Genomic DNA, 20,352 nt, shown 5'->3' with positions numbered 1-20,352 from the left:
TTAAGTATAAGAGGCCATGCTTCGCGCAGCTTCCGGCTTCGCGAACCACGATAGAGGAGCACTGACGTGCCGTCATTTTCGACAACACTCGAGCAGTCCATCCACGCAGCACTGGCGCTGGCGAACGCCCGCCGTCACGAACTGGCTACTCTCGAACACCTCTTGCTGGCTCTGATCGACGAACCCGACGCATCACGCGTCATGCGTGCCTGTGCCGTCGATCTCGACGAGCTACGCAAGAATCTTGAAGACTACATCGACGACGACCTTTCGACCCTCATCACCGAGGTCGAAGGATCCGAGGCCGTGCCGACCGCTGCGTTCCAGCGCGTCATCCAGCGCGCCGCGATCCACGTCCAGTCGTCTGGCCGTACGGAAGTTACCGGTGCCAACGTGCTCGTCGCGATCTTCGCAGAGCGTGAAAGCAACGCCGCGTACTTCCTCCAGGATCAGGACATGACCCGTTACGACGCGGTCAACTTCATCGCCCACGGTGTCGCCAAAGACCCCGCATTCGGCGAAGCGCGCCCGATCACCGGTGCCGAAGAAGAAGAGCAATCGTCCCGCCCGCACCAGTCCGCGCCCGAAGCCGAAGGCAAGGAATCCGCGCTGGCCAAATATTGCGTCGACCTCAACGCGAAGTCCCGCAAGGGCGACGTCGACCCGCTGATCGGTCGCCACCACGAGGTCGAGCGCTGCATTCAGGTGCTTTGCCGCCGCCGCAAGAACAACCCGCTTCTCGTGGGCGATCCGGGCGTTGGTAAGACCGCAATTGCGGAGGGTCTGGCTCGCCAGATCATCAACGAAGAAGTACCGGAAGTCCTTTCGGGCACCACGATCTTCAGCCTCGACATGGGCGCCCTGCTTGCAGGCACCCGTTACCGCGGTGACTTCGAAGAGCGCCTGAAAGCCGTTGTTTCGGAGCTCGAAGAACATGACGACGCGGTTCTGTTCATCGACGAAATCCACACCGTGATCGGTGCCGGTGCCACTTCGGGCGGCGCTATGGATGCGTCCAACCTCCTGAAGCCGGCACTTCAGGGCGGCAAACTGCGCTGCATGGGCTCGACCACCTACAAGGAATTCCGTCAGCACTTCGAAAAAGACCGCGCGCTGAGCCGCCGTTTCCAGAAGATCGACGTGAACGAGCCTTCGGTGGAGGATTCGGTCAAGATCCTTCAGGGTCTGAAGCCCTACTTCGAAGAGCACCACAACATCCGCTACACCGCTGACGCTATCAAGTCGGCCGTGGAGCTGTCGTCGCGCTATATCAACGACCGCAAGCTGCCAGATAAGGCCATCGACGTCATTGATGAAGCAGGCGCTGCCCAGCACCTCGTCGCGGAATCGAAGCGCCGCAAGACTATCGGCGTGAAGGAAATCGAGGCCGTCGTGGCCAAGATTGCCCGCATCCCGCCGAAGAACGTCAGCAAGGACGACGCCGAGACCCTGAAGGATCTCGAAAAGTCGCTCAAGCGGGTCGTGTTCGGGCAGAACATCGCCATCGAGTCGCTGTCGTCTGCGATCAAGCTGGCCCGTGCTGGTCTGCGTGAGCCTGAAAAGCCGATCGGCAACTACCTCTTCGCCGGTCCGACTGGTGTGGGTAAGACCGAAGTGGCCAAGCAGCTGGCTGATACGCTCGGCGTCGAACTGATCCGCTTCGACATGTCGGAATACATGGAGAAGCACGCGGTTTCGCGTCTGATCGGTGCCCCTCCGGGCTACGTTGGTTTCGATCAAGGCGGTATGCTGACCGACAAGATCGACCAGAACCCGCACTGTGTTCTGCTGCTCGACGAAATCGAAAAAGCCCACCCGGATGTCTACAACATCCTGCTACAGGTCATGGACCACGGGAAGCTCACCGACCACAACGGCCGGACCACAGACTTCCGCAACGTGATCCTGATTATGACCTCGAACGCGGGTGCTGCGGAGCAAGCGAAAGAAGCCATCGGCTTTGGACGTGACCGCCGCGAAGGTGAAGATACTGCCGCCATTGAGCGGACCTTCACACCGGAATTCCGCAACCGTCTGGATGCTGTCATTCCGTTCGCGCCGCTGCCCAAAGAAGTCATCATGCAGGTGGTCGAGAAGTTCGTTCTCCAGCTGGAAGCGCAGCTCATGGACCGCAACGTGCATATCGAACTTACCGAAGAAGCCGCCGCATGGTTGGCCGACAAGGGCTACGACTCCAAGATGGGTGCGCGTCCGCTGGGCCGCGTCATTCAGGAGCACATCAAGAAGCCGCTGGCAGAGGAACTTCTCTTCGGTCAGCTCACCAAGGGCGGTCTGGTCCGCGTTGCGGTCAAGGACGACAAGCTCGATCTCCAGATCGAGCCGCCGAAGCCTGGCCGCCTGACCGGCAACAAGCCTCCGCTTCTGACCGCCGATTGATGCGGTTACTGGTAACGATTTCGGCCCTTGCCGCCCCCGTGGCGGCAGGGGCTTTTTCTTTGTCCTCGCCGATCGACTGCGATCTCGGCGGGGTCTGCTACATCCAGCAATTCGTCGACCGCGACCCGACGGGCGGCGTCAGCGATTTCCGCTGTAGCGGCCTGAGTTATGACGGCCATAAGGGCACCGACTTCGCCCTCCCCTCGCTCGCGATGCAGGCGGAAGGCGTGAACGTATTGGCCGCAGCGGACGGCGTGGTGACGGGCGTGCGGGACGAGATGCCGGACGTCTTGCAAACCGGCCTCGGCGCACCTGATGTTACGAACCAAGAATGCGGCAACGGTCTCGTCATCAACCACGGCGACGGGTGGGAAACGCAATACTGCCACCTTGCTCTCGGCAGCGTTATTCCCCGCGTTGGGCAACAGGTCTCCGCCGGTGATGTCGTCGGCCAAGTGGGCCTTTCCGGTCAGACCCAATTCCCTCACGTTCATCTATCGGTTCGCAAAGATGGTGATGTCATCGACCCGTTTGACACAGGTAATGCGGCTGACTGCACGGCCTCGGGTGCGCTCTGGTCCGAACCGATCAACGCACCAGACGGCGGGATCGTGTCTGTGGGCTTTGCGCCGAACGTGCCCGACTATGACGCGGCGAAAGCTGGCACGGCGACAACCCTGCCCTCAGCCGACAGCAATCTCGTGATCTGGGGGCTGAGCTTTGGCACCCAAACCGGCGACCTGCTGACGCTGAGTATCGAAGGGCCGGACGGCTTCGCCTTCACCCACGAAGAAACCCTCGACCGCGCGCAGGCCCAAACATTCCGCGCCGCCGGAAAACGGCTGACGACGGACCGCTGGCCCGCTGGAACCTACAACGGCACGGTGACAATGACGCGAAATGGTGAGCTGCTGGATAGCATGTCCACCAGCTTCACGCTCGATTAACGCTCGGTCAATTTAAGTTCGATACGGCGATTCTGCGCGCGCGCTTCGGGCGTATCGGCGTCGTTGATCGGCTGATACTCGGCGAAACCATTGGCCGACAGGTGACGCGGGTCGATGCCTTCGCGGTCGACCATGAAGCGCACCACAGAAAGCGCGCGTGCTTGGCTAAGCTCCCAGTTGTCCGCGAATTCGCCCGTGCCCGACAGCGGCTGGTCATCGGTGTGGCCGTCGACTCGAATGATCCAGTCGATAGTGTCCGGAATATCGTCGACGATCTGACGGAGGATAGACGCAACGTTCCCGATCTCGCGGCGCCCCTGCGGCGACAGATCAGCACTGCCTTCGTCAAACAGAACCTCGGACGAGAACACGAAGCGGTCGCCGACGATACGAACACCGTCCTGATCCGCGAGTAGCGCGCGAAGCTGACCGAAGAACTCGGAGCGGTAGTTCGAAAGCTCCTTGGCCTCTTCCTCAAGGCGCTTGCGCTCGGCTTCTTCCAGCGCGAGACGACGCTGGTTTTCAAGCGCCGCGCGGGCAAGCGCCTGATTAAGCTGCGTGGTCAGATTGTTGATCTGTAAGGTTGCGCTGCTGTCGTTTTCGTTCGCGATATTAAGCAGGCCCTGAAGCTCTTCAAGCTGCGCACGGAGCTGCGAAACATTGGCGTTCAGCGCAGCGATCTGGCGTTCGCTTTCAGCCGAAAGCGCCTCTTGTTCAGCCAGCGCGCTATTCGCCGTCGCCAGCAATGCCGCCTGCCGGTCTGCCTCGGTCATCTGGTCAGCGGCGTCCTGTTGCGCTTCGTTCAATGCGGCGAGCGCAGCAGCGAGGCGCGATTGCAAGTCGGCTCTTTCCTGAGAGGTTTCGTCCTGCGTCGAAGCAAGGCTATCGACCTCGGCCTGCAACGCCTGCCGCGCGATAATCGCATCGGCCAGTTTGCTATCGAGGTCATCGCGGGCGGCTTCTGCTGCGGCGAGCAGGGTCAGCGTTTCTTCGGCCCGCTGGCGCTGTTCCTCCAGCGCGAGGGTCATCGCCGTCAGTTCGCTATCCGCATTGGCAAGGCGTTCGCGCAGAGCTTCGGCGGCGGCAGCGTCAGCCAGACGCGCCGCTTCCAGTTCGTCAATCTCGGCTTGAGCAGCGTCGAGTGCGCCGGACGTCTCCGCCCCTTCGTTCCGCAATTCTGCGATCATGGCTTCAAGCGCTTCGCGGCGGGCAGCGGCAAGGCGAGCGGCCTCTTCTTGCGCGTCGACTTCATCGCGCGCCTGCGCCAGCGCGAGGTTCAGCGCTTCGCTCTCGCTCATCAACTCCGCATTGTCGCCTTCAAGGTTCGAGACCTGATCGCGAAGGTCGGCTCGGTCTGCCAGCAGCCCAGCGACTTGCGCTTCGAAACCGGTGATCTGGTTCTGCGCCGTCACAAGCTGGGCGGCGATATCGTCGCGCTCGGTCCGCAAGGATGCGATCAACGCCGCCTGAGCATCAGCCTGAGCCGACGCCTCGTCGAGTTCGTCGTTCAGATTGCCGACAGTGCTCTCAAGCGTCGCGCTCTTTTCGCGTTCAAGGCCGAGGGCCTGCGAAAGAATGGCGACCTCGTCCGAGAGTTCAATCAGGCGGCTTTCCTGACCCGAAATCTGTTCGCGCAAGGCAAATTGGAGGACCATGAAGATCGTCAGAACGAACATCATGACCAGCAGAAGGCCGGTCATGGCGTCCACAAACCCCGGCCAGATCGAGGCGTTAAAACGGTTCGTACTGCGGCGGCCCCCGATTGCCATCGGGCTTTACTCGCCCTGGCGGCGCTGTTGACGCAGCCCGCGAGCCAGAGCGCCAACTTCGGCGCGGATTTCAGCCATCGTCTCCTGACGACCGGCCGAGAGTTCTTCGAGGATCTTCAGCAACTGCACGTCGATCGAACGGAGGCGCATACGACTTTCGGCGTCGATGCCGTCAACACCACTTTCACGCAGGCGCTCGACAAGGCGCTGTTGCGCTTCGGCGGAGGCTGTCAGCGCGGGGCGCGGGTCGTCCTGCTCTAGCCGCTGCGCCAGCATGGTCAGTGCGCCGGTGAGGTTCGCGATCTGCACGTCAGTGTGCGCACGGCGCTCTTCGGCGCGGTGGAAAAGGTCGGCAAGCTGGTCGATCTGGTCTGCCATCTGATCCAGAACACCGCCATATTCGGTGCCTTCGCCGCCCGTCGCCTCATCTCCTGACGCAAAGCCAAGGCGGGTGATCGACGACAGCCATTCTTCAAGCTCGCGGTAGAAACGGTTCTGACCGTGGCCCGCGAAAAGCTCCAGAAGACCAACGATGAGCGACCCAGCCAGACCGAGCAGCGAAGACGAGAACGCCGTGCCCATGCCGCCAAGTTGGGATTCGAGGCCCTGCTGGAGCTTGGTGAACACGTCAGACCCCGACTGGCCGTCAGCATTCAGGTTACGGATCGTATCAACAAGCGCGGGGAGCGTCGTCGCGAGGCCGTAGAAGGTACCGAGCAGGCCAAGGAAAATCAGCGTGTTGCCCAGGTATTTCGTAATCTCGCGATCTTCGTCAATACGCGACGCGACCGAGTCCAGAATTGAGCGGGTCGAGGAGTTCGACAGCTGCATCCGCGCACCGCGCGAACGGAGCAGCGTCGCCAGCGGCGCAAGCAGCGCGGGCGCCTGACGGGTCTGCTGTTCACGGACGAAACGCTTGATCCACTCCACACTGTTCATCAACTGGAACACCTGCGCAAAGCAGGAGAACAGACCGATGACGAACACCAGTCCGATCAACGTGTTGAGATACGGATTGGACAGGAACAGGAATTCTACCGTTCCAAACGCCAAATATCCCCCCGCCCCGATAAGGGCCAAGGCGATAAGCATAGAAATGATCTGGCGAAGCGGCTGCGAAAAATACGGCTCGGCCTCAGGTTCCCTGATGTCCATGTCGGACAGGTTCCTCGTCTCTGTTTTGGGTCACCATAGGGGTCAACAACCCCGAACCCAAATAATTTATACGGATTCACCTGTACGAATAGCTGCAACGCGGCGAACAAGCCACGCCATATCGGGGTCAGCGATGCCCATCTTGTCCAGATGGGACGCGGTATTGTCCAGATATTCGTAGTTCGGACCGCGCCCACCAACGGCAGATGCGATCATTTGCGCCTGCGTTTCGAGGTCGAAGTCGATATACTGCGCGTGCGAGGCGTCGATAACATAGGTCACCGCTTCGATCTCGCGCCCATCGTCGAGCGTGACCGGCAGCTTCACCTCGAGGTAAGCCGCAGACACCAGCTCGCGCTCGCGCAGGTAGGCAAGCACCTCGTCGGTGTCCTCGTCTGCCACGCGCAAGACCATGCCGGTACACCGCGCGTCCTTTTGCGCGTCTAGCGCCAGCACCAGACCAGGGTGCTCGACTGTGCCGCGGTGATGAATGGAGAGCATACAGAACGAACGATGCCACCCGTCGAGCCGGCCTTGGCGAGCCTCGACCGGTTCAAATCCCGGATTCCAGAGAAGAGATCCGTAACCAAATACCCATAAGGTCATCACTGTTCCTCCTGTTCGGGTGGGCTATAACGACGCAAGACGAAAACTTGAAGGGGCAGTCATGGCACGCCACACGCGAAAGAAGATCGGACTGCCGATGGCATATGTCCTGTGGTGGGGCATCGGATCGGTCGTTCTCTACGCTGGCCTTGGCACGGCGTTCGATAGCAGTGAGGACATCACTGCGTCGGACCGCGCGATCAGGTTTACGCCGCTCCGCTGGACCGTTCGGGTCGATGACCTTGCGACGGCTGACGGTTTGACCTTTGATGCTTTGGACGTCAGCATTCCGACGACGCCGCCCAATGGCCTTCGTCTGTCGACCAAGGCACCGATTACGGTCGCGGACGAGTTGCAGACCGTTGTCGTTGCGGGCGACCGCATCGAGGGCGACCTGAAAGTGAATTACTGGCCGTTTGGAGAGGTCGAAAAGGCGACCGTCGACATCGAAGACGCCACGGTCAGCGGTGCGGACGTTGCTATCGAAGCGCTTCATGTGAAGGCCGAGCAGTCGGAGGATGCCCACAACGGCTATGCGCTGTCGATGGATGCGGCAAACATCGAACTGCCGCGGGACCTCGACCTTTTCGCGCAGATCAACGGATCGCTGTCGAATGTCATCGAATCCGCCCACTTTGAAGCGCTCGCGGGTCTGAAACGGCCGCTGCTTATACAGTCAGCCGATCCCGTGATCGAGACTTTGGATATCGCCACCGCGACAATGAAGTGGGACGATATCGAACTGGCGTTTGACGGCAAATTGACCTTCGTGGATGGCTGCGATGCCCAAGGCCAGATCAACCTTGCGGTCAAAGGCTGGCAGACGTTCTTCGATGTTGCGGTCGAGATGGAAATGATCGAACCGCAAGTCGCCCAGAGCTGGAAGATTGTCGGCGGCAATCTGGCCGACAGCGAAGGGCGTATCGCCCTGCCCCTCACTCTTGCGGGTCAAACCATGCGGCTCGGGCCGTTCCCACTCGGGCCGTCGCCCCTCGCATGTCAGCGGCAGTAGGCGCTGTTGCGGTTACGGGCCGTGTCGAAATGGAAATGGTCGTGGTGGGCCGCATTCGCGTTCGGCCCCAGCACCGTCCCGAACGGTCCGCACGCCGCCTGATGCATGTCGCGCAGTTGCCCGCCGTCCGAACGCGTGCCCCATCCATCCTTGACCGAAATCATGCCCCCGTCATTCAGACGCAGGCCGCCCACGTCAATAGCGTGGCCAAGCGCATGCTCTGACAATCTGCGGCTACTGGAATTGCCGATCTGGTTGCGACAGCTGTAGTGCCCCATCACCCAGATTTCCTTGATCCCGCCGCCTTCGCTACCCACGGCAGGAATCGCACCACGCTCGAGCCATGTTTTAAAGGCCGAAGCCGTCCGGCAGTCCACCGTCGGCTGCTCGGAAAACCCGATGCCGAGGATTGAGCGGATGCGCACGGCCCCTTCGACGCCGCAAGGACCGGGGCCGTTGATGTCCGCGATCTCTTCGCCTTGGATGTCGAAATCGCCGCAAATGCTGCCACGGCGACGCGCTTCGGCAGCAGCAATGCCCGCGAGCACCACGTGCGGCGGGCGGGCCGAGGGCCGCGACGAACGGCGCACGGCAAACTGGCTGGAGGTCTCGGGCTCCATCGCGACACGCGCGGCAGTGCTTTCAGGGGTGCTCGGCGCGGGGGCAAGTGCCGCAGGGCGCAGTCGCGGGCGGGCGACGGCAGTGCCTGATGCACTCACGACGACCTCGGTCGGGCGCAGGCGGGGTTGGGACGTCGCGGCGGGCGCATTTGCCCACACCGCGCCGCCCCACAAGGTCAGCGCAAGCGCCAACCCCAGTTTCATTCTTTCGCAGCTTTCGTACGGCCAAAGTCTGGCGCGTCGGTATCCTGACCGGCTTCGAGAATGCCGCGACGGATCGCGCGGGTATGCGTGAAGTAGTCAAACAGCGTGTCGCCATCGCCCGTACGGATTGCGCGCTGAAGGGCGAAAAGCTCTTCGGTAAAGCGGCCGAGGATTTCCAGCGTCGCTTCCTTGTTCGTCAGGAACACGTCTCGCCACATGGTCGGGTCGGACGCTGCGATACGGGTGAAGTCACGGAAACCGGCGGCGGAGAATTTGATGACCTCACGCTCCGTCACGCGGCGAAGGTCATCGGCCACGCCCACCATCGTGTAAGCGATGAGGTGCGGCGTGTGCGACACCACAGCACAAACGAGGTCGTGACGCTCTGGCTCCATGAACTCGATATCCGCACCGATCGCACGCCAGAACTCGGCGAGTTTATCAACCTCGGCCTGCTCGGCATCCGCCGGCGGCACAATGAGGCACCAGCGGTTGTCGAACAGGGTGGCAAAACCAGCGCGCGGACCGGAGTGTTCGGTACCCGCCATCGGGTGGCTGCCGATAAAGTGCGCGTGCTCGGGCATATGCGGCATCACGGCGTCGAACACCGATTGCTTTACCGAGCCGACGTCGCTCACGACAGCACCCTCTTTAAGGTGCGGTGCAATCGCCTCCATCACGCCGCCCATTGCGCCGACCGGAACGGCGAGCACGACGAGATCGGCGCCTTTGACGGCTTCCTCGGCGCTCTCGACGACGCGATCCACGAGGTTAATCTCGCGCGCGATGTCACGGGTTTCCTGTGAACGGGCGTAACCGACGATTTCCTCGGCCAGCTTGCCGCGACGAATGGCTAGCGACATCGAGCCGGCAATCAGGCCCAGACCGATGAGCGCGACACGTTTGTAGATCAAAGTCATCAGCGGATACCTTTGAATGTGGCGATCACGTGGATTACGCGGCGGCAGGCAGCCTCGTCACCGACGGTGATACGCAGGCAGTTCGGCAATTTGTAGCTGCCCACGGGACGCACGATGATGCCGTCGGCCTTGAGCGCGACATTGCACGCAGCCGCCTCATCAGGGTTCGAGAACCGCGCCAGCACGAAGTTGGCGTAGCTTTCGTCACAACCGACACCCATCTGAACCAGCGCATTGCGCAGCCAATCACGCCAACGGGCGTTTTCACGCACGCAGCGTTCGGCAAAGTCCGTATCGCGCACGGCAGCAGCGGCAACGGTCATCTGGGTTTCGGACAGGTTGAACGGCTGACGCACGCGGTTCAGAACGTCGATGACCTCGCGCTGTGCATATCCCCAACCGATACGCATACCGCCGAGGCCGTGCAGCTTGGAGAACGTGCGGGTCATAACGACGTTCGCGAATTCGTTCACGATGGCTTTGCCGCCGTCATAGCCTTCGGCAAACTCGGCATAGGCGCTATCGATCACGAGGATCACGTTGCGCGGCAGACCTTTGGCCAGACGGTAAAGCTCGTCCTCACCGATCATGGTGCCGGTCGGGTTCGCGGGGTTCGCAATGAACACAACGCGGGTTTTGGGCGTTACGGCGGACAGGATCGAATCCACGTCCACAACGCGGGTCTTTTCCTTCACCTCGACCGGAGTTGCGCCGACCATACGGGCCAGAATCGGGTACATCGAAAAGCCGTGCTCGGTCACGATGACCTCGTCACCGACACCGGCGTAGCTGTGCACAATGAACTGGAGCACCTCGTCAGAGCCGACACCGCAAATGATGCGGCCCGCGTCGATCCCGTGGATTTCGGCAATCGCTTCGCGCAGCGGTGCGTGGTCGGTGTTGGGATAGCGATGGAGGTTCACAGCCGAACGCAGATAGGCTTCCTTAGCTTTGTCGCTGAAACCATAGGGGTTTTCGTTCGCCGAGAGTTTCAGAACCTCGGTTTTGCCTTCGACCTTGGATTCGCCGCTCACGTAGAGTGCGATATCCATGATGCCGGGCTGTGGCTGTGGCTTGGTGGTCATCTCTGCCCCTCCGAATAACAGTCACTCCATAACGGGGCGCACCTGTCCTTTCCAGAGAAGATCATTGATGCGCTGCCCGTTTTCAGGCGGCAGCGTGACATGAAGCGCGCTATGGTGGGCCATGCTGTTCAAATTGCCCGACTTCGACACCCTTTATGACGCGCTTCTGCGCCGCGACGCCCGTTTTGACGGGCAAGCCTACGTGGGGGTCGCCTCGACCGGCATTTTCTGCCGTCTGACGTGCCCTGCGCGCAAGCCGCTGCGGTCGAATTGCCGGTTCTACGCGACCCCGCAAGAATGTTTTGACGCTGGCTTTCGCCCCTGCAAGCGCTGCCATCCGGTAAAGCCCGCGGCGGAAGCCGATCCAGTGATCGGGGCGCTCATGGCGGCGCTCGATGCGGAACCGGACCACCGCTGGTCGGAGGAGGACGTGGTCGCCATGGGCTTTGACAGTTCCACCGTCCGGCGGACGTTCCGGCGGCAATACGGCATGACATTCTTGCAAATGGCGCGCGCAAGGCGGCTGCGTGACAGCTCCCGCGCTTTGGCGAAAGGACACAAAGTGATCGACGCACAACTCAACGCGGGCTTCGACTCGCCCTCCGCTTTCCGGACTGCTTTTGCGGCGATGCTGGGAATGGCTCCGTCCGAAATGAAATCGGACAGCCGGCTCAAGGCAGACTTTTTCGAAACGCCCCTCGGCCCGATGATCGCGCTAGCAGACGACAAGGCCCTTCGAATGCTGGAATTTCCCGAGCGCAAGGGCCTGCCCGAGCAACTACGCAAGATCCACAAGACCGAAGGTGCCCTCGGCTTCGGACGCACTGCAATTCACGACCAGACAGAGGATCAGCTATGCCAGTTCTTCGCGGGTGAGCTCGATGGCTTCACGGTCCCGCTTGCATCCGACTACGGCACCGCATTCCAGCAACAAATCTGGGCTGCCCTCCGCGCGATCCCCGCCGGAGAGACCCGCAGCTACGGAGAACTTGCTGCTGACATCGGGCGCCCGACGGCAACGCGCGCGGTGGCGAACGCTAACGCCCAGAACCAGATCGCGCTCATCATCCCTTGCCACCGCGTCATTGGCGCGGACGGCACGCTCACGGGCTACGCGGGTGGGCTGTGGCGGAAACAGAAGCTGATCGAGATCGAGCGGCAATTCCGCTGACCCCCAAAAGCAAAAAGGTCGCCCAATGGGCGACCTTTCCGTATTGCGGCGAAGAACAGATTAGTTCTTCGCGTAGAATTCGACGACCAGGTTCGGTTCCATCAGAACCGGGTACGGAACGTCCGACAGACCCGGAGCGCGAACGAAGGTCGCGGTCATTTTCGAGTGGTCTACGTCGAGGTAGTCCGGAACGTCACGCTCGGGCAGCTGAGCTGCTTCGAGAACGAGAGCCATCTGCTTCGACTTCTGACGAACTTCGATGACATCGCCTTCTTTGACGCGGTACGACGGGATGTTAACTTTCTTGCCGTTAACAGTGACGTGGCCGTGGTTTACGAACTGACGAGCAGCGAAAACGGTCGGAACGAACTTGGCGCGGTAAACGACAGCGTCCAGACGGCGCTCGAGCAGACCGATCAGGTTTTCACCGGTGTCGCCCTTAACGCGTTCTGCTTCCGAGAAGATGCGGCGGAACTGCTTTTCGGTCAGGTCGCCGTAGTAGCCCTTCAGCTTCTGCTTGGCGCGGAGCTGCAGACCGAAGTCCGAGATCTTTGCCTTGCGACGCTGGCCGTGCTGGCCGGGGCCGTATTCACGACGGTTAACCGGGGACTTCGGGCGGCCCCAGATGTTTTCGCCCATGCGGCGGTCAATTTTGTACTTGGCAGACGTGCGTTTGGTCACGGCTGATCTCCTTCACTAGGTTTCGAAGGGCGTTGTCCTCTGGCCGAAGCCTGACAGGCGTCCCCTTGCGGGGGCCACCAACACCAATGAAACGCGGCTTATAGAGAGCGCTGCGGAGGAGTCAACAGCCTTTCGGCGTTAGAAGTCCTGACGCAGGACGGCAGTTTCATAACCCGACAAAACGCGGCGCGCAAAGGCCCCGTAGGCCATCGGATCGCAGCCCGCTTCAGGAATGCGCGTCATCAGCCGCATACGGTCGTGTTCGTCTAGATACGACAGCGCCGCGCTGGCCGGATGGAAGCTTTCGGTCTCCACCCCGTTGGCAAAGACGATCTCGTGTCCCGGCAACAGAAGGTGGACGTAGGTCACTTCGCGGACGGCGCGGTCCACATAGACGCTGGAGTCGTTGACGAGGTCACGGGCCGCAACCAGCACTTCGTCGCAATTGAACAGTGCGCGAGCACGGGCGCCTTTCAGCACCATGCGGTGATCAGGCGACACAAGGATGCCGTCATCCGGCACAACTTCGTCCAGCGCACCGCGGCGCATACGGACCGGCGCGAGGTGCGGCATGGCGAAAAGACGCGCGCCCGTCATACGCCGCTGACCGATCCAGAGGATTTCGCGGCAACCGTTGTCCTTGGTCTGAATGCGGTCACCTTCGCGCAGGCTTTCGACAAGGCGCGGACCGAACTCCGTCTGGATCATGGTTCCGGGGGTGAAACAAATCACGCCACCTGGATTCGCGTTCGCACGCGCCACACGGCCGGTGTCGATATTATGCGCCACGATCCACATCTCGGTGTCGCGCGGTGGGATCTCTCCGACGAAAACGAGCAGCGGTTTACGGCCCTGCCCCGCTTCAATCAGCGTGACATTCCACGTCGAACGGCCATCCGTGACGTTGAAGCTCTTCTCGGCAAGCGGCGGCGCATCGGAAAGGGATTCCGAAAACGGAGTATTCTTGTCGACAGCATTAAGGAGACGGCGGACGGTGTGCGCCGCCCGCTTACGCATTTCGACCATTCCGGTCGCAGTCCCGAGGGGGAGGATTTCCGAAGGCCCGTCTACGCGGACTGCTTCGCCTGTCCAGATCCAGCTGGCGCCGACGCGCAAGACGTCGAGCGGAGCGGACCACTCCCCATCAAGTTCCGTTTGCGACCAGGAAATGACGAACGTGCCATGAAAGCCCGTTTTCATCTTCTGCTCTTCTCTGTGCCTCAGTCATGTCCGGATCTTGAACGCCCGGGTTGTGGAGTTCACCGTAACGTCAACACACAGATCAAATCAAGTTGAGAGAACAGACTTTCCCAATATTTCAATTAATAGGTGAAATTTAACCGGAACGAACCGAGCACCTGCCCCTCTTCCTGCCCGACATACTCTTCGGACAGGTAGGTGACTCCGTAGTAGACAGCCATCCGGTCGCCGAAATGCCAGTTCACACCGGCCCGCGCACGGAATCGGTCGTTTTCCATTTCGCTGTCGAAATAGGAGGGGAAATAGGCGCTATCGATGACGTTGGCGTAGTCGAAACCCGCATTCCACGTCAGGCCCAGATTATCACCATAGCCGAGCGGGATGCGCTGGCCCGTCGCGGAATCGCGGCTGTAGGCAATGTCGCGGCCGGCGACACCGTAGTTGAAATCGACACCAACGCGGGCGAGCGACTCGACACCGACAATCGCCTCCGCAAACGGACGCATCGTGACAGGAGCGGTACGGCTCAGCTGATATTCCTTGCCGATCTCTGCGGTGATGGTCGGAAAGATGTGGTCGCCGAGCTGGTTATCGATCACGCTATCGCCAAGCGACGGTGCGCTGAACGCTTCGTGGGTCTTCTGGTGGAAGTCGGACATGCCGGTCTGTGGGCCGGTAAAGATCATATCCGCACCGAGGCTGACCTCGTAGCGCTCGACCTCATAATGTGTATGCGCACCGAACGAGAGCTGACCGACATAGATACGGTCGTCCGAGCCAGCGCGCTTTAGGTTGCGCGGCGCGATGATTTCCGAGCGGAAACGAAATTCGACCAGATCAAGCGGGTCCGAGCCGTAGTCGTTGTCGCCCTCGTTCGAGAAAGCGAACGAAAGGTTGTAGCTGCCAGTCCGCCAGCGGTCGTCGTTGTCACCGAATTTATCATTCGAAAAGATGCGACCGATCCCGACGAACTCGTAAGGGTTCGACGACTGGGCAACAGCGCCCGTGTCATAATCCAGTGCCAAAACCGGTGCAAAATTGAGCGATGCCACACAAGCAGTGACAGCAAAAATACCACGCATGTCCCATTCCATTTTTAGTTTTCGCTTAGCATCGTAAGGAATGAGGCGGATATATGTTTTCTTACGCACCATATTATGCGCCTTGGAATTTACGCCTGATGGTTGCGCACAGGTCACGCTGGTGGCAGGGGTAGCGTCAGGAGACATGCCATGACACAGCCCCCCGAACGCCCCGCCATTCTGTTCTTCGCCGCCCTCGGTACAGGCGGGCTTTTGACTTTGATGACGTATTTCAACGGGCAACTGGCTGCGGCAGCCTCGGCGCTGTTCTCATCGCTATCGGCACACGGAACGGGCGCGATTGCCGCGATTCTCATGCTGGTTGCGATCCCTGCCTTCCGCCGCCGCCCCGCCGGAGCCTCCAAGGCCCCGCTTTGGGCCTATTTGGGCGGCATTTCGGGTGCGCTGACAGTGATTCTCACCTCCACGGCGGTGAACTCGGCACTGGCACTTTCAGGCACTTTGGCGCTCGGCCTCGCGGGTCAGATGGTGTTCGGACTGACGGCAGATAAATTCGGCCTCTTCGGCCTGCCCCGCAAATCGCCCGCGTGGAAAGACCTCGCGGGAATCGCGCTGATCGTGGCGGGGAGCCTGCTCATCATCTTTTACGGACGGGGCGCCTGATGCTGACGTTTATCGCATTCGCTTTCGGCGGCGGCATCCTTGTGGGCCTCAGCCGCCAGATCAATGGTCGCCTGTCGCTCAGCACCGGCCCGCTTGTGTCCTCGTTCTGGAATCACTTCGTCGGCTTCGTTGCGCTGACGGCGGTGGCATTGGCCTTCGGCGGTCTATTCCCCAAGGGCGAACCCATCGACTGGCCTTGGCTGGCGTTCGTCGGCGGCCCGCTCGGCGTTATTTTCGTGGCCTCGTCCAGCTGGCTGATCTCGCGCCTTGGCGCAGCGCAAACGGCAGTTCTTGTGATCGCGGGGCAGATGCTTTCCAGCGTTATCATGGACATCATCACTGGCGCACCGGGGTCGCCATACGCGCGGATCGCGGGTGTCGCGCTCATCCTCGGAGGAATTTTGGTGGGTCGCAAAAGAAAAGCGTGATTTTCCACTTGCGCCCCTCTGCGGACTTCATTATTAGCCCGCTCACACCAAGAGTGGCCCGTTCGTCTATCGGTTAGGACGCCAGGTTTTCAACCTGGAAAGAGGGGTTCGATTCCCCTACGGGCTGCCACTTTCCCCCTACATTCAGAACGTTCGATAGAACTGACGCCCGCATTACGCCTTTTGCGATGCGGCGAGTTTTGCTGCGTGCGCGCCCTTGCAAAACCCAGTTCCATGTCATATCTCCCCGCTTGAGAGGTTGGCGCGGGCGAGCGCCTCGCCAACCCGGTCAGGTCCGGAAGGAAGCAGCCGTAACGAGCCCCGCTTGGGTCGTTGTCCAGCCTCTCACCTTATCCCCACAATTCGACACAGCCGAGACCGGCTGATTGCGGCAATCGCGGTGGACCTCGCCTTCTCCTGCGCTTACCTTGCCAGCAACCAGAATCCCAAGGACGCCATGACCGAAGCCGAACCCAAGCCGTATCAGGTGCTTGCCCGCAAATACCGCCCCGAGACCTTTGTCGATCTCGTGGGGCAGGATGCGATGGTCCGCACGCTGAAAAACTCGTTCGAGGCAGGCCGGATCGCGCAGGCGTTCATCATGACCGGCATCCGAGGCACGGGTAAGACGACTACCGCGCGTATCATCGCCAAGGGGATGAACTGCATTGGTGTTGACGGCAACGGCGGCCCGACGACCGAACCCTGCGGGAAGTGCGAACACTGCACCGCCATCATGGAAGGCCGCCATGTCGACGTGATCGAGATGGACGCCGCCTCCAACACCGGCGTCGCCAACATCCGCGAGATTATCGACAGCGTTCACTACCGCGCGGCATCGGCTCGCTACAAAGTCTACATCATCGACGAAGTTCACATGCTGTCGACCGGCGCGTTCAACGCGCTGCTGAAAACGCTTGAAGAACCGCCCGCGCATGTGAAGTTCATCTTTGCGACCACCGAGATCCGCAAGGTTCCGGTGACCGTTCTGTCGCGCTGCCAGCGCTTCGACCTGCGCCGCATCGAGCCCGAGGTGATGCTCGGCCTCATGCGCAAGATCGCGAACGCCGAAGGCGCAGAGATCACCGAAGACGCGATTGCCCTGATCACCCGCGCTGCCGAAGGGTCTGCGCGTGACGCAACCTCGCTGCTCGATCAAGCGATTTCGCATGGCGCTGGCGAGACGACCGCCGAACAGGTCCGCGCGATGCTCGGCCTTGCCGACCGTGGGCGTGTGTTCGACCTCTTTGACATGATTATGCGCGGTCAGGCGGCTGAGGCTCTGGGCGAGCTTTCGGCGCAGTATTCCGACGGCGCCGACCCGATGGCCGTGCTGCGTGACCTTGCCGAGATCACGCACTGGATCTCGGTCATCAAGATCACGCCCGAGGCTGCCGACGATCCGACTGTCAGCCCCGATGAACGCTCGCGCGGCAAAACCGCTGCCGATGCGCTGCCGATGCGCGTGCTGACCCGCATGTGGCAGATGCTGCTCAAAGCGATCGAGGAAGTCAGCCAAGCGCCGAACGCGATGATGGCTGCCGAAATGGCGATCATCCGCCTTACCCACGTCGCCGAACTGCCCTCGCCCGAGGAACTGGTTCGCAAACTGCAGAACACCGCTCCCCCGCCCCATCCGGGTGGCGGCGGTGGTGGCGGCGCGTATGCTCCCGCGCAAGGTGGAAGCACGAACGCCTATGGCGGCGGTCATGTCCCGACCCATTCCGGCCCCAGCGGCCCTGTTGCATCTGCCGCCCCGCAGCTCGCGCAGAACTCGCTGGCCCGCTACGCCACGTTCGAATCCGTACTCGATCTGATCCGTGCTCACCGCGATGTGCAGCTACTGGTCGAGGTCGAGAATTACATGCGCCTCGCCAACTTCCGGCCCGGCCGCATCGAATTCGAACCTACGCCGAATGCGCCTCGCGATCTGGCGGCCAAGCTCGGCTCGCGCCTTCAAACATGGACCGGCAACCGCTGGGCTGTGATCGTGGTAAACGAAGGCGGTCAGCCGACTGTCTCCGAAGTGCGCGACGCTGCCGAAGCAGAACTGAAAGCCGAAGCCGCAGCGCTGCCGCTCGTGCAGTCGATCCTCGCGGCCTTCCCGAAGTCGAAGATTGCAGATGTCCGCACGGCGAAGGATCTGGAAACCGGCGCTCTCGAAGAAGCACTCGAAGAAGTAGAGGACGAATGGGACCCCTTCGAAGAGGACTGATCCTCGCCCTCCTTCCAGCTCCGGCAATGGCCGACGTCTGCGAACAACTCCGTCCGATGTGGTCGCCCGACAAGGGCACCGTGAACATCTGGACCGAAGCCGCATACGTGTTCGCGAACCCGATGCTGTTCGTCATGCTGCTGATTGTGCTGATGGGGTCTTTCTACCGCCACATTGCATGGCAGATGGCAGGCATTATATCTGCATCGTTCGTGTTACTCTTGGTGTCGACGCGCCTTTGGGCCAAAGACCCGGACGGCATCTGGGCGCTGGGACAGGCCGAAGGCTGCATAGCCCCGCCGATCGTCCCGACCGTGTTCGCTGCTGGCGTAATGCTATTCGCACTTATTCGCGCCGTCCGGCGCATCCGCAATCGAAGGAAAACGTGATGTTCAAAGGAATGGGCGGTCTTGGCGACATGGCCAAGATGATGAAGACCGCACAGGAAATGCAGTCGAAAATGGCCCAGCTTCAGGAAGAGCTGGAAACGATGACCGTGACCGGTGAAGCCGGCGCTGGCCTCGTCAAAGCCACCGCGACCTGCAAGGGCGAGCTGAAGGCACTCGATATCGATCCGTCGATCTTCAACACCGACGAAAAGGAAATGGTCGAAGACCTGATCCTCGCCGCGATCAAGGACGCGCAGGGCCGCGCTTCGGAAAAAGCCAAGGCAGAGATGTCCAAGCTGACCGAAGGTCTGGGCCTGCCGCCGGGCTTCGAGATGCCGTTCTAAGATGGCTCAAGGCACCGCTGACATCGAAACGCTGATCGAGCTTCTGTCGAAGCTGCCGGGCCTTGGCCCGCGGTCGGCCCGTCGTGCGGTGCTGCATCTGGTCAAGAAACGTAAAACGCACCTCTCGCCGCTTGCCGAAGCGATGACAACCGTCGCGCAGACGGCTCGCGAGTGCCTGAACTGCGGCAATATCGGCACCGCCGACATTTGTCCGATCTGCGAGGACACTCGCCGCGAAAACGGCGAGCTTTGCGTGGTCGAGGATGTCGCCGACCTTTGGGCAATGGAACGCGCTGCGGTGTTTCGCGGTCGCTATCATGTGCTGGGCGGGACGCTGTCGGCGCTGGATGCCGTGGGGCCGGACGAACTGCGCATCCCCAAGCTGATCGACCGCATTTCGTCGGAGCATATCAATGAGGTCATTCTCGCGCTGTCAGCCACCATCGACGGCCAGACCACGGCTCACTACATCGCGGACCAGCTTGGTGATGTGAAGGTCACGTCATTGGCGCAGGGTGTGCCTGTCGGGGGAGAGCTCGACTACCTCGACGACGGCACGATCACAGCCGCTCTCAAAGCCAGACGCACAATGTAAAAAAGCCCCGCAATCGCGGGGCTTTTCATTTGGACCGACGGCGACTTATTTGTCGTCTTCGTCGTCATCACCGCCCGAAGGCAGGTTGAAGAAGCTGTCGGCGTCCGAGAAATCGTCGTCGATCTTGTCGTTGTCCATCGGCTCTTCGTTGCTGCCGCTGTCCGACAGGGTGAAGGTTTCGAGGCCAGCGATCGACGACGGCATTTTCGGCTCGTCCGCATCCATGCCGAGGCTCTGCTCGGTCGACACCAGCTTGCGGCGCTCATCGTCCGACATCGCGGTGCCCTTGTTGGCGTTGGCCTTCTGAACGGCCTGGTCGAGCTCCGACTGCTTACACAGGCCCAGAGCGACCGGATCGACCGGCTGCATGTTGGCGATGTTCCAGTGGGTACGCTCGCGGATCGCCTGAATGGTCGGCTTGGTGGTGCCGACGAGCTTGGCAATCGCACCATCGGGCAGTTCGGGGTGGAACTTGACCAGCCAGAGGATCGAATTCGGACGGTCCTGACGCTTCGACAGCGGGGTGTAGCGCGGGCCACGGCGCTTTTCTTCGCCAACGGCAGCCGGGTTAAACTTCAGCTTCAGCTTGTGAAGCGGGTTCTTTTCGGCCTTGTCGATTTCTTCTTGGGTCAGCTGGTTGTTGGCAACCGGATCAAAGCCCTTCACGCCCTGAGCGACTTCGCCATCGGCAATGCCCTGAATTTCCAGCTCGTGCATGCCAACGAAATCGGCGATCTGCTTGAAGCCGATGGTGGTGTTGTCAATCAGCCAGACAGCGGTGGCTTTGGCCATGATCGGTTTATCGGACATCGTCGTCTCCTGAATACATATCTTCCCCGCTGCCCCGCGAGGGGGCGGGCCGGATCGGATCGGCCCAGTTCACATTGTCGGGGAACTCAGGCGCTATA

Annotated in this window: 20 protein-coding genes, 1 tRNA gene and 1 other RNA gene; 12 read left to right on the top strand and 10 right to left on the bottom strand. The window is 61.0% G+C overall.

Annotated features, from left to right (window positions below; translation table 11 throughout):
- The first annotated feature begins 66 nt into the window (after positions 1–66).
- Together clpA and HCZ30_RS01120 are read left to right on the top strand one after the other, a co-directional pair.
- Complete coding sequence (clpA, locus tag HCZ30_RS01125) at positions 67–2,397, top strand: ATP-dependent Clp protease ATP-binding subunit ClpA (RefSeq protein ID WP_167635922.1); 2,331 nt, start codon at positions 67–69, stop codon at positions 2,395–2,397.
- 59 nt (positions 2,398–2,456) lie between these two features.
- Positions 2,457–3,344 (top strand): M23 family metallopeptidase, encoded by an 888-nt coding sequence (locus tag HCZ30_RS01120; protein ID WP_348640339.1) that lies wholly within the window; start codon positions 2,457–2,459, stop codon positions 3,342–3,344.
- Here HCZ30_RS01120 and HCZ30_RS01115 read toward each other — a convergent pair.
- From HCZ30_RS01115 to HCZ30_RS01105, 3 genes are all read right to left on the bottom strand, one after another.
- Positions 3,341–5,113 carry a peptidoglycan -binding protein gene (locus HCZ30_RS01115; RefSeq protein WP_167635920.1) on the bottom strand — a complete coding sequence of 591 codons (1,773 nt, stop codon included), beginning with the start codon at positions 5,111–5,113 and terminating at the stop codon, positions 3,341–3,343. The genes HCZ30_RS01120 and HCZ30_RS01115 overlap by 4 nt on opposite strands.
- A gap of 6 nt (positions 5,114–5,119) precedes the next feature.
- A complete protein-coding gene (locus tag HCZ30_RS01110; protein WP_175580926.1) occupies positions 5,120–6,268 on the bottom strand; it encodes a biopolymer transporter ExbB in 1,149 nt (382 codons plus the stop codon).
- 66 nt (positions 6,269–6,334) lie between these two features.
- The gene (locus tag HCZ30_RS01105; RefSeq protein ID WP_167635919.1) at positions 6,335–6,874 is read right to left on the bottom strand and encodes a gamma-glutamylcyclotransferase; all 540 of its coding nucleotides are present in this window, start codon (positions 6,872–6,874) and stop codon (positions 6,335–6,337) included.
- 61 nt (positions 6,875–6,935) lie between these two features.
- Here HCZ30_RS01105 and HCZ30_RS01100 point away from each other — a divergent pair, with 61 nt between their 5' ends.
- Positions 6,936–7,886 carry a DUF2125 domain-containing protein gene (locus tag HCZ30_RS01100; protein ID WP_167635918.1) on the top strand — a complete coding sequence of 317 codons (951 nt, stop codon included), beginning with the start codon at positions 6,936–6,938 and terminating at the stop codon, positions 7,884–7,886.
- Here the strand turns inward: HCZ30_RS01100 and HCZ30_RS01095 are convergent.
- Genes HCZ30_RS01095 through hisC form a run of 3 tightly spaced genes read right to left on the bottom strand, consistent with a single transcriptional unit; the run spans position 7,874 to position 10,715 of the window.
- Complete coding sequence (locus tag HCZ30_RS01095; RefSeq protein ID WP_167635917.1) at positions 7,874–8,710, bottom strand: extensin-like domain-containing protein; 837 nt, start codon at positions 8,708–8,710, stop codon at positions 7,874–7,876. The two genes, HCZ30_RS01100 and HCZ30_RS01095, sit on opposite strands and share 13 nt — an antisense overlap.
- Complete coding sequence (locus HCZ30_RS01090; RefSeq protein WP_167635916.1) at positions 8,707–9,630, bottom strand: prephenate/arogenate dehydrogenase family protein; 924 nt, start codon at positions 9,628–9,630, stop codon at positions 8,707–8,709. Before HCZ30_RS01090 ends, HCZ30_RS01095 begins: the two co-directional genes overlap by 4 nt.
- Complete coding sequence (hisC, locus tag HCZ30_RS01085) at positions 9,630–10,715, bottom strand: histidinol-phosphate transaminase (protein WP_167635915.1); 1,086 nt, start codon at positions 10,713–10,715, stop codon at positions 9,630–9,632. The genes HCZ30_RS01090 and hisC overlap by 1 nt, the downstream gene beginning before the upstream one ends.
- A gap of 121 nt (positions 10,716–10,836) precedes the next feature.
- Here hisC and HCZ30_RS01080 point away from each other — a divergent pair, with 121 nt between their 5' ends.
- Positions 10,837–11,886 (top strand): bifunctional transcriptional activator/DNA repair enzyme AdaA, encoded by a 1,050-nt coding sequence (locus tag HCZ30_RS01080; RefSeq protein ID WP_167635914.1) that lies wholly within the window; start codon positions 10,837–10,839, stop codon positions 11,884–11,886.
- A gap of 60 nt (positions 11,887–11,946) precedes the next feature.
- On the opposite strand, the gene rpsD is transcribed toward HCZ30_RS01080, so the two are convergent.
- The 3 genes from rpsD to HCZ30_RS01065 all read right to left on the bottom strand — a co-directional run bounded on the left by rpsD (position 11,947) and on the right by HCZ30_RS01065 (position 14,849).
- Complete coding sequence (rpsD, locus tag HCZ30_RS01075; protein ID WP_167635913.1) at positions 11,947–12,567, bottom strand: 30S ribosomal protein S4; 621 nt, start codon at positions 12,565–12,567, stop codon at positions 11,947–11,949.
- Between the two features lie 138 nt (positions 12,568–12,705).
- Positions 12,706–13,767 carry a Hint domain-containing protein gene (locus HCZ30_RS01070; RefSeq protein WP_167635912.1) on the bottom strand — a complete coding sequence of 354 codons (1,062 nt, stop codon included), beginning with the start codon at positions 13,765–13,767 and terminating at the stop codon, positions 12,706–12,708.
- 122 nt (positions 13,768–13,889) lie between these two features.
- Positions 13,890–14,849, bottom strand: a complete 960-nt coding sequence (locus HCZ30_RS01065) for a lipid A-modifier LpxR family protein (RefSeq protein WP_167635911.1) — start codon at positions 14,847–14,849, stop codon at positions 13,890–13,892.
- A gap of 150 nt (positions 14,850–14,999) precedes the next feature.
- Between HCZ30_RS01065 and HCZ30_RS01060 the strand changes: the two genes are divergently transcribed.
- The 8 genes from HCZ30_RS01060 (at position 15,000) to recR (ending at position 19,444) form a co-directional block, all read left to right on the top strand.
- Positions 15,000–15,473, top strand: a complete 474-nt coding sequence (locus tag HCZ30_RS01060; RefSeq protein WP_167635910.1) for a DMT family transporter — start codon at positions 15,000–15,002, stop codon at positions 15,471–15,473.
- The gene (locus HCZ30_RS01055) at positions 15,473–15,901 is read left to right on the top strand and encodes a DMT family transporter (RefSeq protein WP_167635909.1); all 429 of its coding nucleotides are present in this window, start codon (positions 15,473–15,475) and stop codon (positions 15,899–15,901) included. Before HCZ30_RS01060 ends, HCZ30_RS01055 begins: the two co-directional genes overlap by 1 nt.
- 55 nt (positions 15,902–15,956) lie before the next feature.
- Positions 15,957–16,031 (top strand) — tRNA-Glu (locus HCZ30_RS01050).
- Positions 16,032–16,153: 122 nt separating this feature from the next.
- Positions 16,154–16,252, top strand: an RNA gene (gene ffs / locus HCZ30_RS01045) — signal recognition particle sRNA small type.
- Positions 16,253–16,358: 106 nt separating this feature from the next.
- The gene (locus HCZ30_RS01040; RefSeq protein WP_167635908.1) at positions 16,359–18,116 is read left to right on the top strand and encodes a DNA polymerase III subunit gamma/tau; all 1,758 of its coding nucleotides are present in this window, start codon (positions 16,359–16,361) and stop codon (positions 18,114–18,116) included.
- Complete coding sequence (locus HCZ30_RS01035) at positions 18,092–18,505, top strand: hypothetical protein (protein ID WP_167635907.1); 414 nt, start codon at positions 18,092–18,094, stop codon at positions 18,503–18,505. Before HCZ30_RS01040 ends, HCZ30_RS01035 begins: the two co-directional genes overlap by 25 nt.
- Positions 18,505–18,849 carry a YbaB/EbfC family nucleoid-associated protein gene (locus HCZ30_RS01030; RefSeq protein WP_167635906.1) on the top strand — a complete coding sequence of 115 codons (345 nt, stop codon included), beginning with the start codon at positions 18,505–18,507 and terminating at the stop codon, positions 18,847–18,849. Before HCZ30_RS01035 ends, HCZ30_RS01030 begins: the two co-directional genes overlap by 1 nt.
- A gap of 1 nt (position 18,850) precedes the next feature.
- A complete protein-coding gene (recR, locus tag HCZ30_RS01025; RefSeq protein WP_167635905.1) occupies positions 18,851–19,444 on the top strand; it encodes a recombination mediator RecR in 594 nt (197 codons plus the stop codon).
- A gap of 45 nt (positions 19,445–19,489) precedes the next feature.
- On the opposite strand, the gene HCZ30_RS01020 is transcribed toward recR, so the two are convergent.
- Positions 19,490–20,254, bottom strand: coding sequence for a DUF1013 domain-containing protein (locus HCZ30_RS01020; protein ID WP_167635904.1), 765 nt, complete (start codon positions 20,252–20,254; stop codon positions 19,490–19,492).
- Positions 20,255–20,352: the final 98 nt, after the last annotated feature.

This window comes from Marivivens donghaensis (assembly GCF_011806565.1).
Lineage (GTDB): Bacteria > Pseudomonadota > Alphaproteobacteria > Rhodobacterales > Rhodobacteraceae > Marivivens > Marivivens donghaensis_A.
The sequence above is the reverse complement of the archived record's forward strand: the minus strand, read 5'-3'. Positions and strand labels throughout refer to the sequence as shown.

Excerpts from the sequence above, each read along its gene's own strand:
- HCZ30_RS01115 (WP_167635920.1), bottom strand. The coding sequence starts at position 5,113 with ATGGCAATCGGGGGCCGCCGCAGTACGAACCGTTTTAACGCCTCGATC.
- HCZ30_RS01110 (WP_175580926.1), bottom strand. The coding sequence starts at position 6,268 with ATGGACATCAGGGAACCTGAGGCCGAGCCGTATTTTTCGCAGCCGCTT.
- HCZ30_RS01105 (WP_167635919.1), bottom strand. The coding sequence starts at position 6,874 with ATGACCTTATGGGTATTTGGTTACGGATCTCTTCTCTGGAATCCGGGA.
- HCZ30_RS01100 (WP_167635918.1), top strand. The coding sequence starts at position 6,936 with ATGGCACGCCACACGCGAAAGAAGATCGGACTGCCGATGGCATATGTC.
- HCZ30_RS01095 (WP_167635917.1), bottom strand. The coding sequence starts at position 8,710 with ATGAAACTGGGGTTGGCGCTTGCGCTGACCTTGTGGGGCGGCGCGGTG.
- HCZ30_RS01090 (WP_167635916.1), bottom strand. The coding sequence starts at position 9,630 with ATGACTTTGATCTACAAACGTGTCGCGCTCATCGGTCTGGGCCTGATT.
- hisC (WP_167635915.1), bottom strand. The coding sequence starts at position 10,715 with ATGACCACCAAGCCACAGCCACAGCCCGGCATCATGGATATCGCACTC.
- HCZ30_RS01080 (WP_167635914.1), top strand. The coding sequence starts at position 10,837 with ATGCTGTTCAAATTGCCCGACTTCGACACCCTTTATGACGCGCTTCTG.
- HCZ30_RS01070 (WP_167635912.1), bottom strand. The coding sequence starts at position 13,767 with ATGAAAACGGGCTTTCATGGCACGTTCGTCATTTCCTGGTCGCAAACG.
- HCZ30_RS01065 (WP_167635911.1), bottom strand. The coding sequence starts at position 14,849 with ATGCGTGGTATTTTTGCTGTCACTGCTTGTGTGGCATCGCTCAATTTT.
- HCZ30_RS01060 (WP_167635910.1), top strand. The coding sequence starts at position 15,000 with ATGACACAGCCCCCCGAACGCCCCGCCATTCTGTTCTTCGCCGCCCTC.
- HCZ30_RS01055 (WP_167635909.1), top strand. The coding sequence starts at position 15,473 with ATGCTGACGTTTATCGCATTCGCTTTCGGCGGCGGCATCCTTGTGGGC.
- HCZ30_RS01040 (WP_167635908.1), top strand. The coding sequence starts at position 16,359 with ATGACCGAAGCCGAACCCAAGCCGTATCAGGTGCTTGCCCGCAAATAC.
- HCZ30_RS01035 (WP_167635907.1), top strand. The coding sequence starts at position 18,092 with ATGGGACCCCTTCGAAGAGGACTGATCCTCGCCCTCCTTCCAGCTCCG.
- HCZ30_RS01030 (WP_167635906.1), top strand. The coding sequence starts at position 18,505 with ATGTTCAAAGGAATGGGCGGTCTTGGCGACATGGCCAAGATGATGAAG.
- recR (WP_167635905.1), top strand. The coding sequence starts at position 18,851 with ATGGCTCAAGGCACCGCTGACATCGAAACGCTGATCGAGCTTCTGTCG.
- HCZ30_RS01020 (WP_167635904.1), bottom strand. The coding sequence starts at position 20,254 with ATGTCCGATAAACCGATCATGGCCAAAGCCACCGCTGTCTGGCTGATT.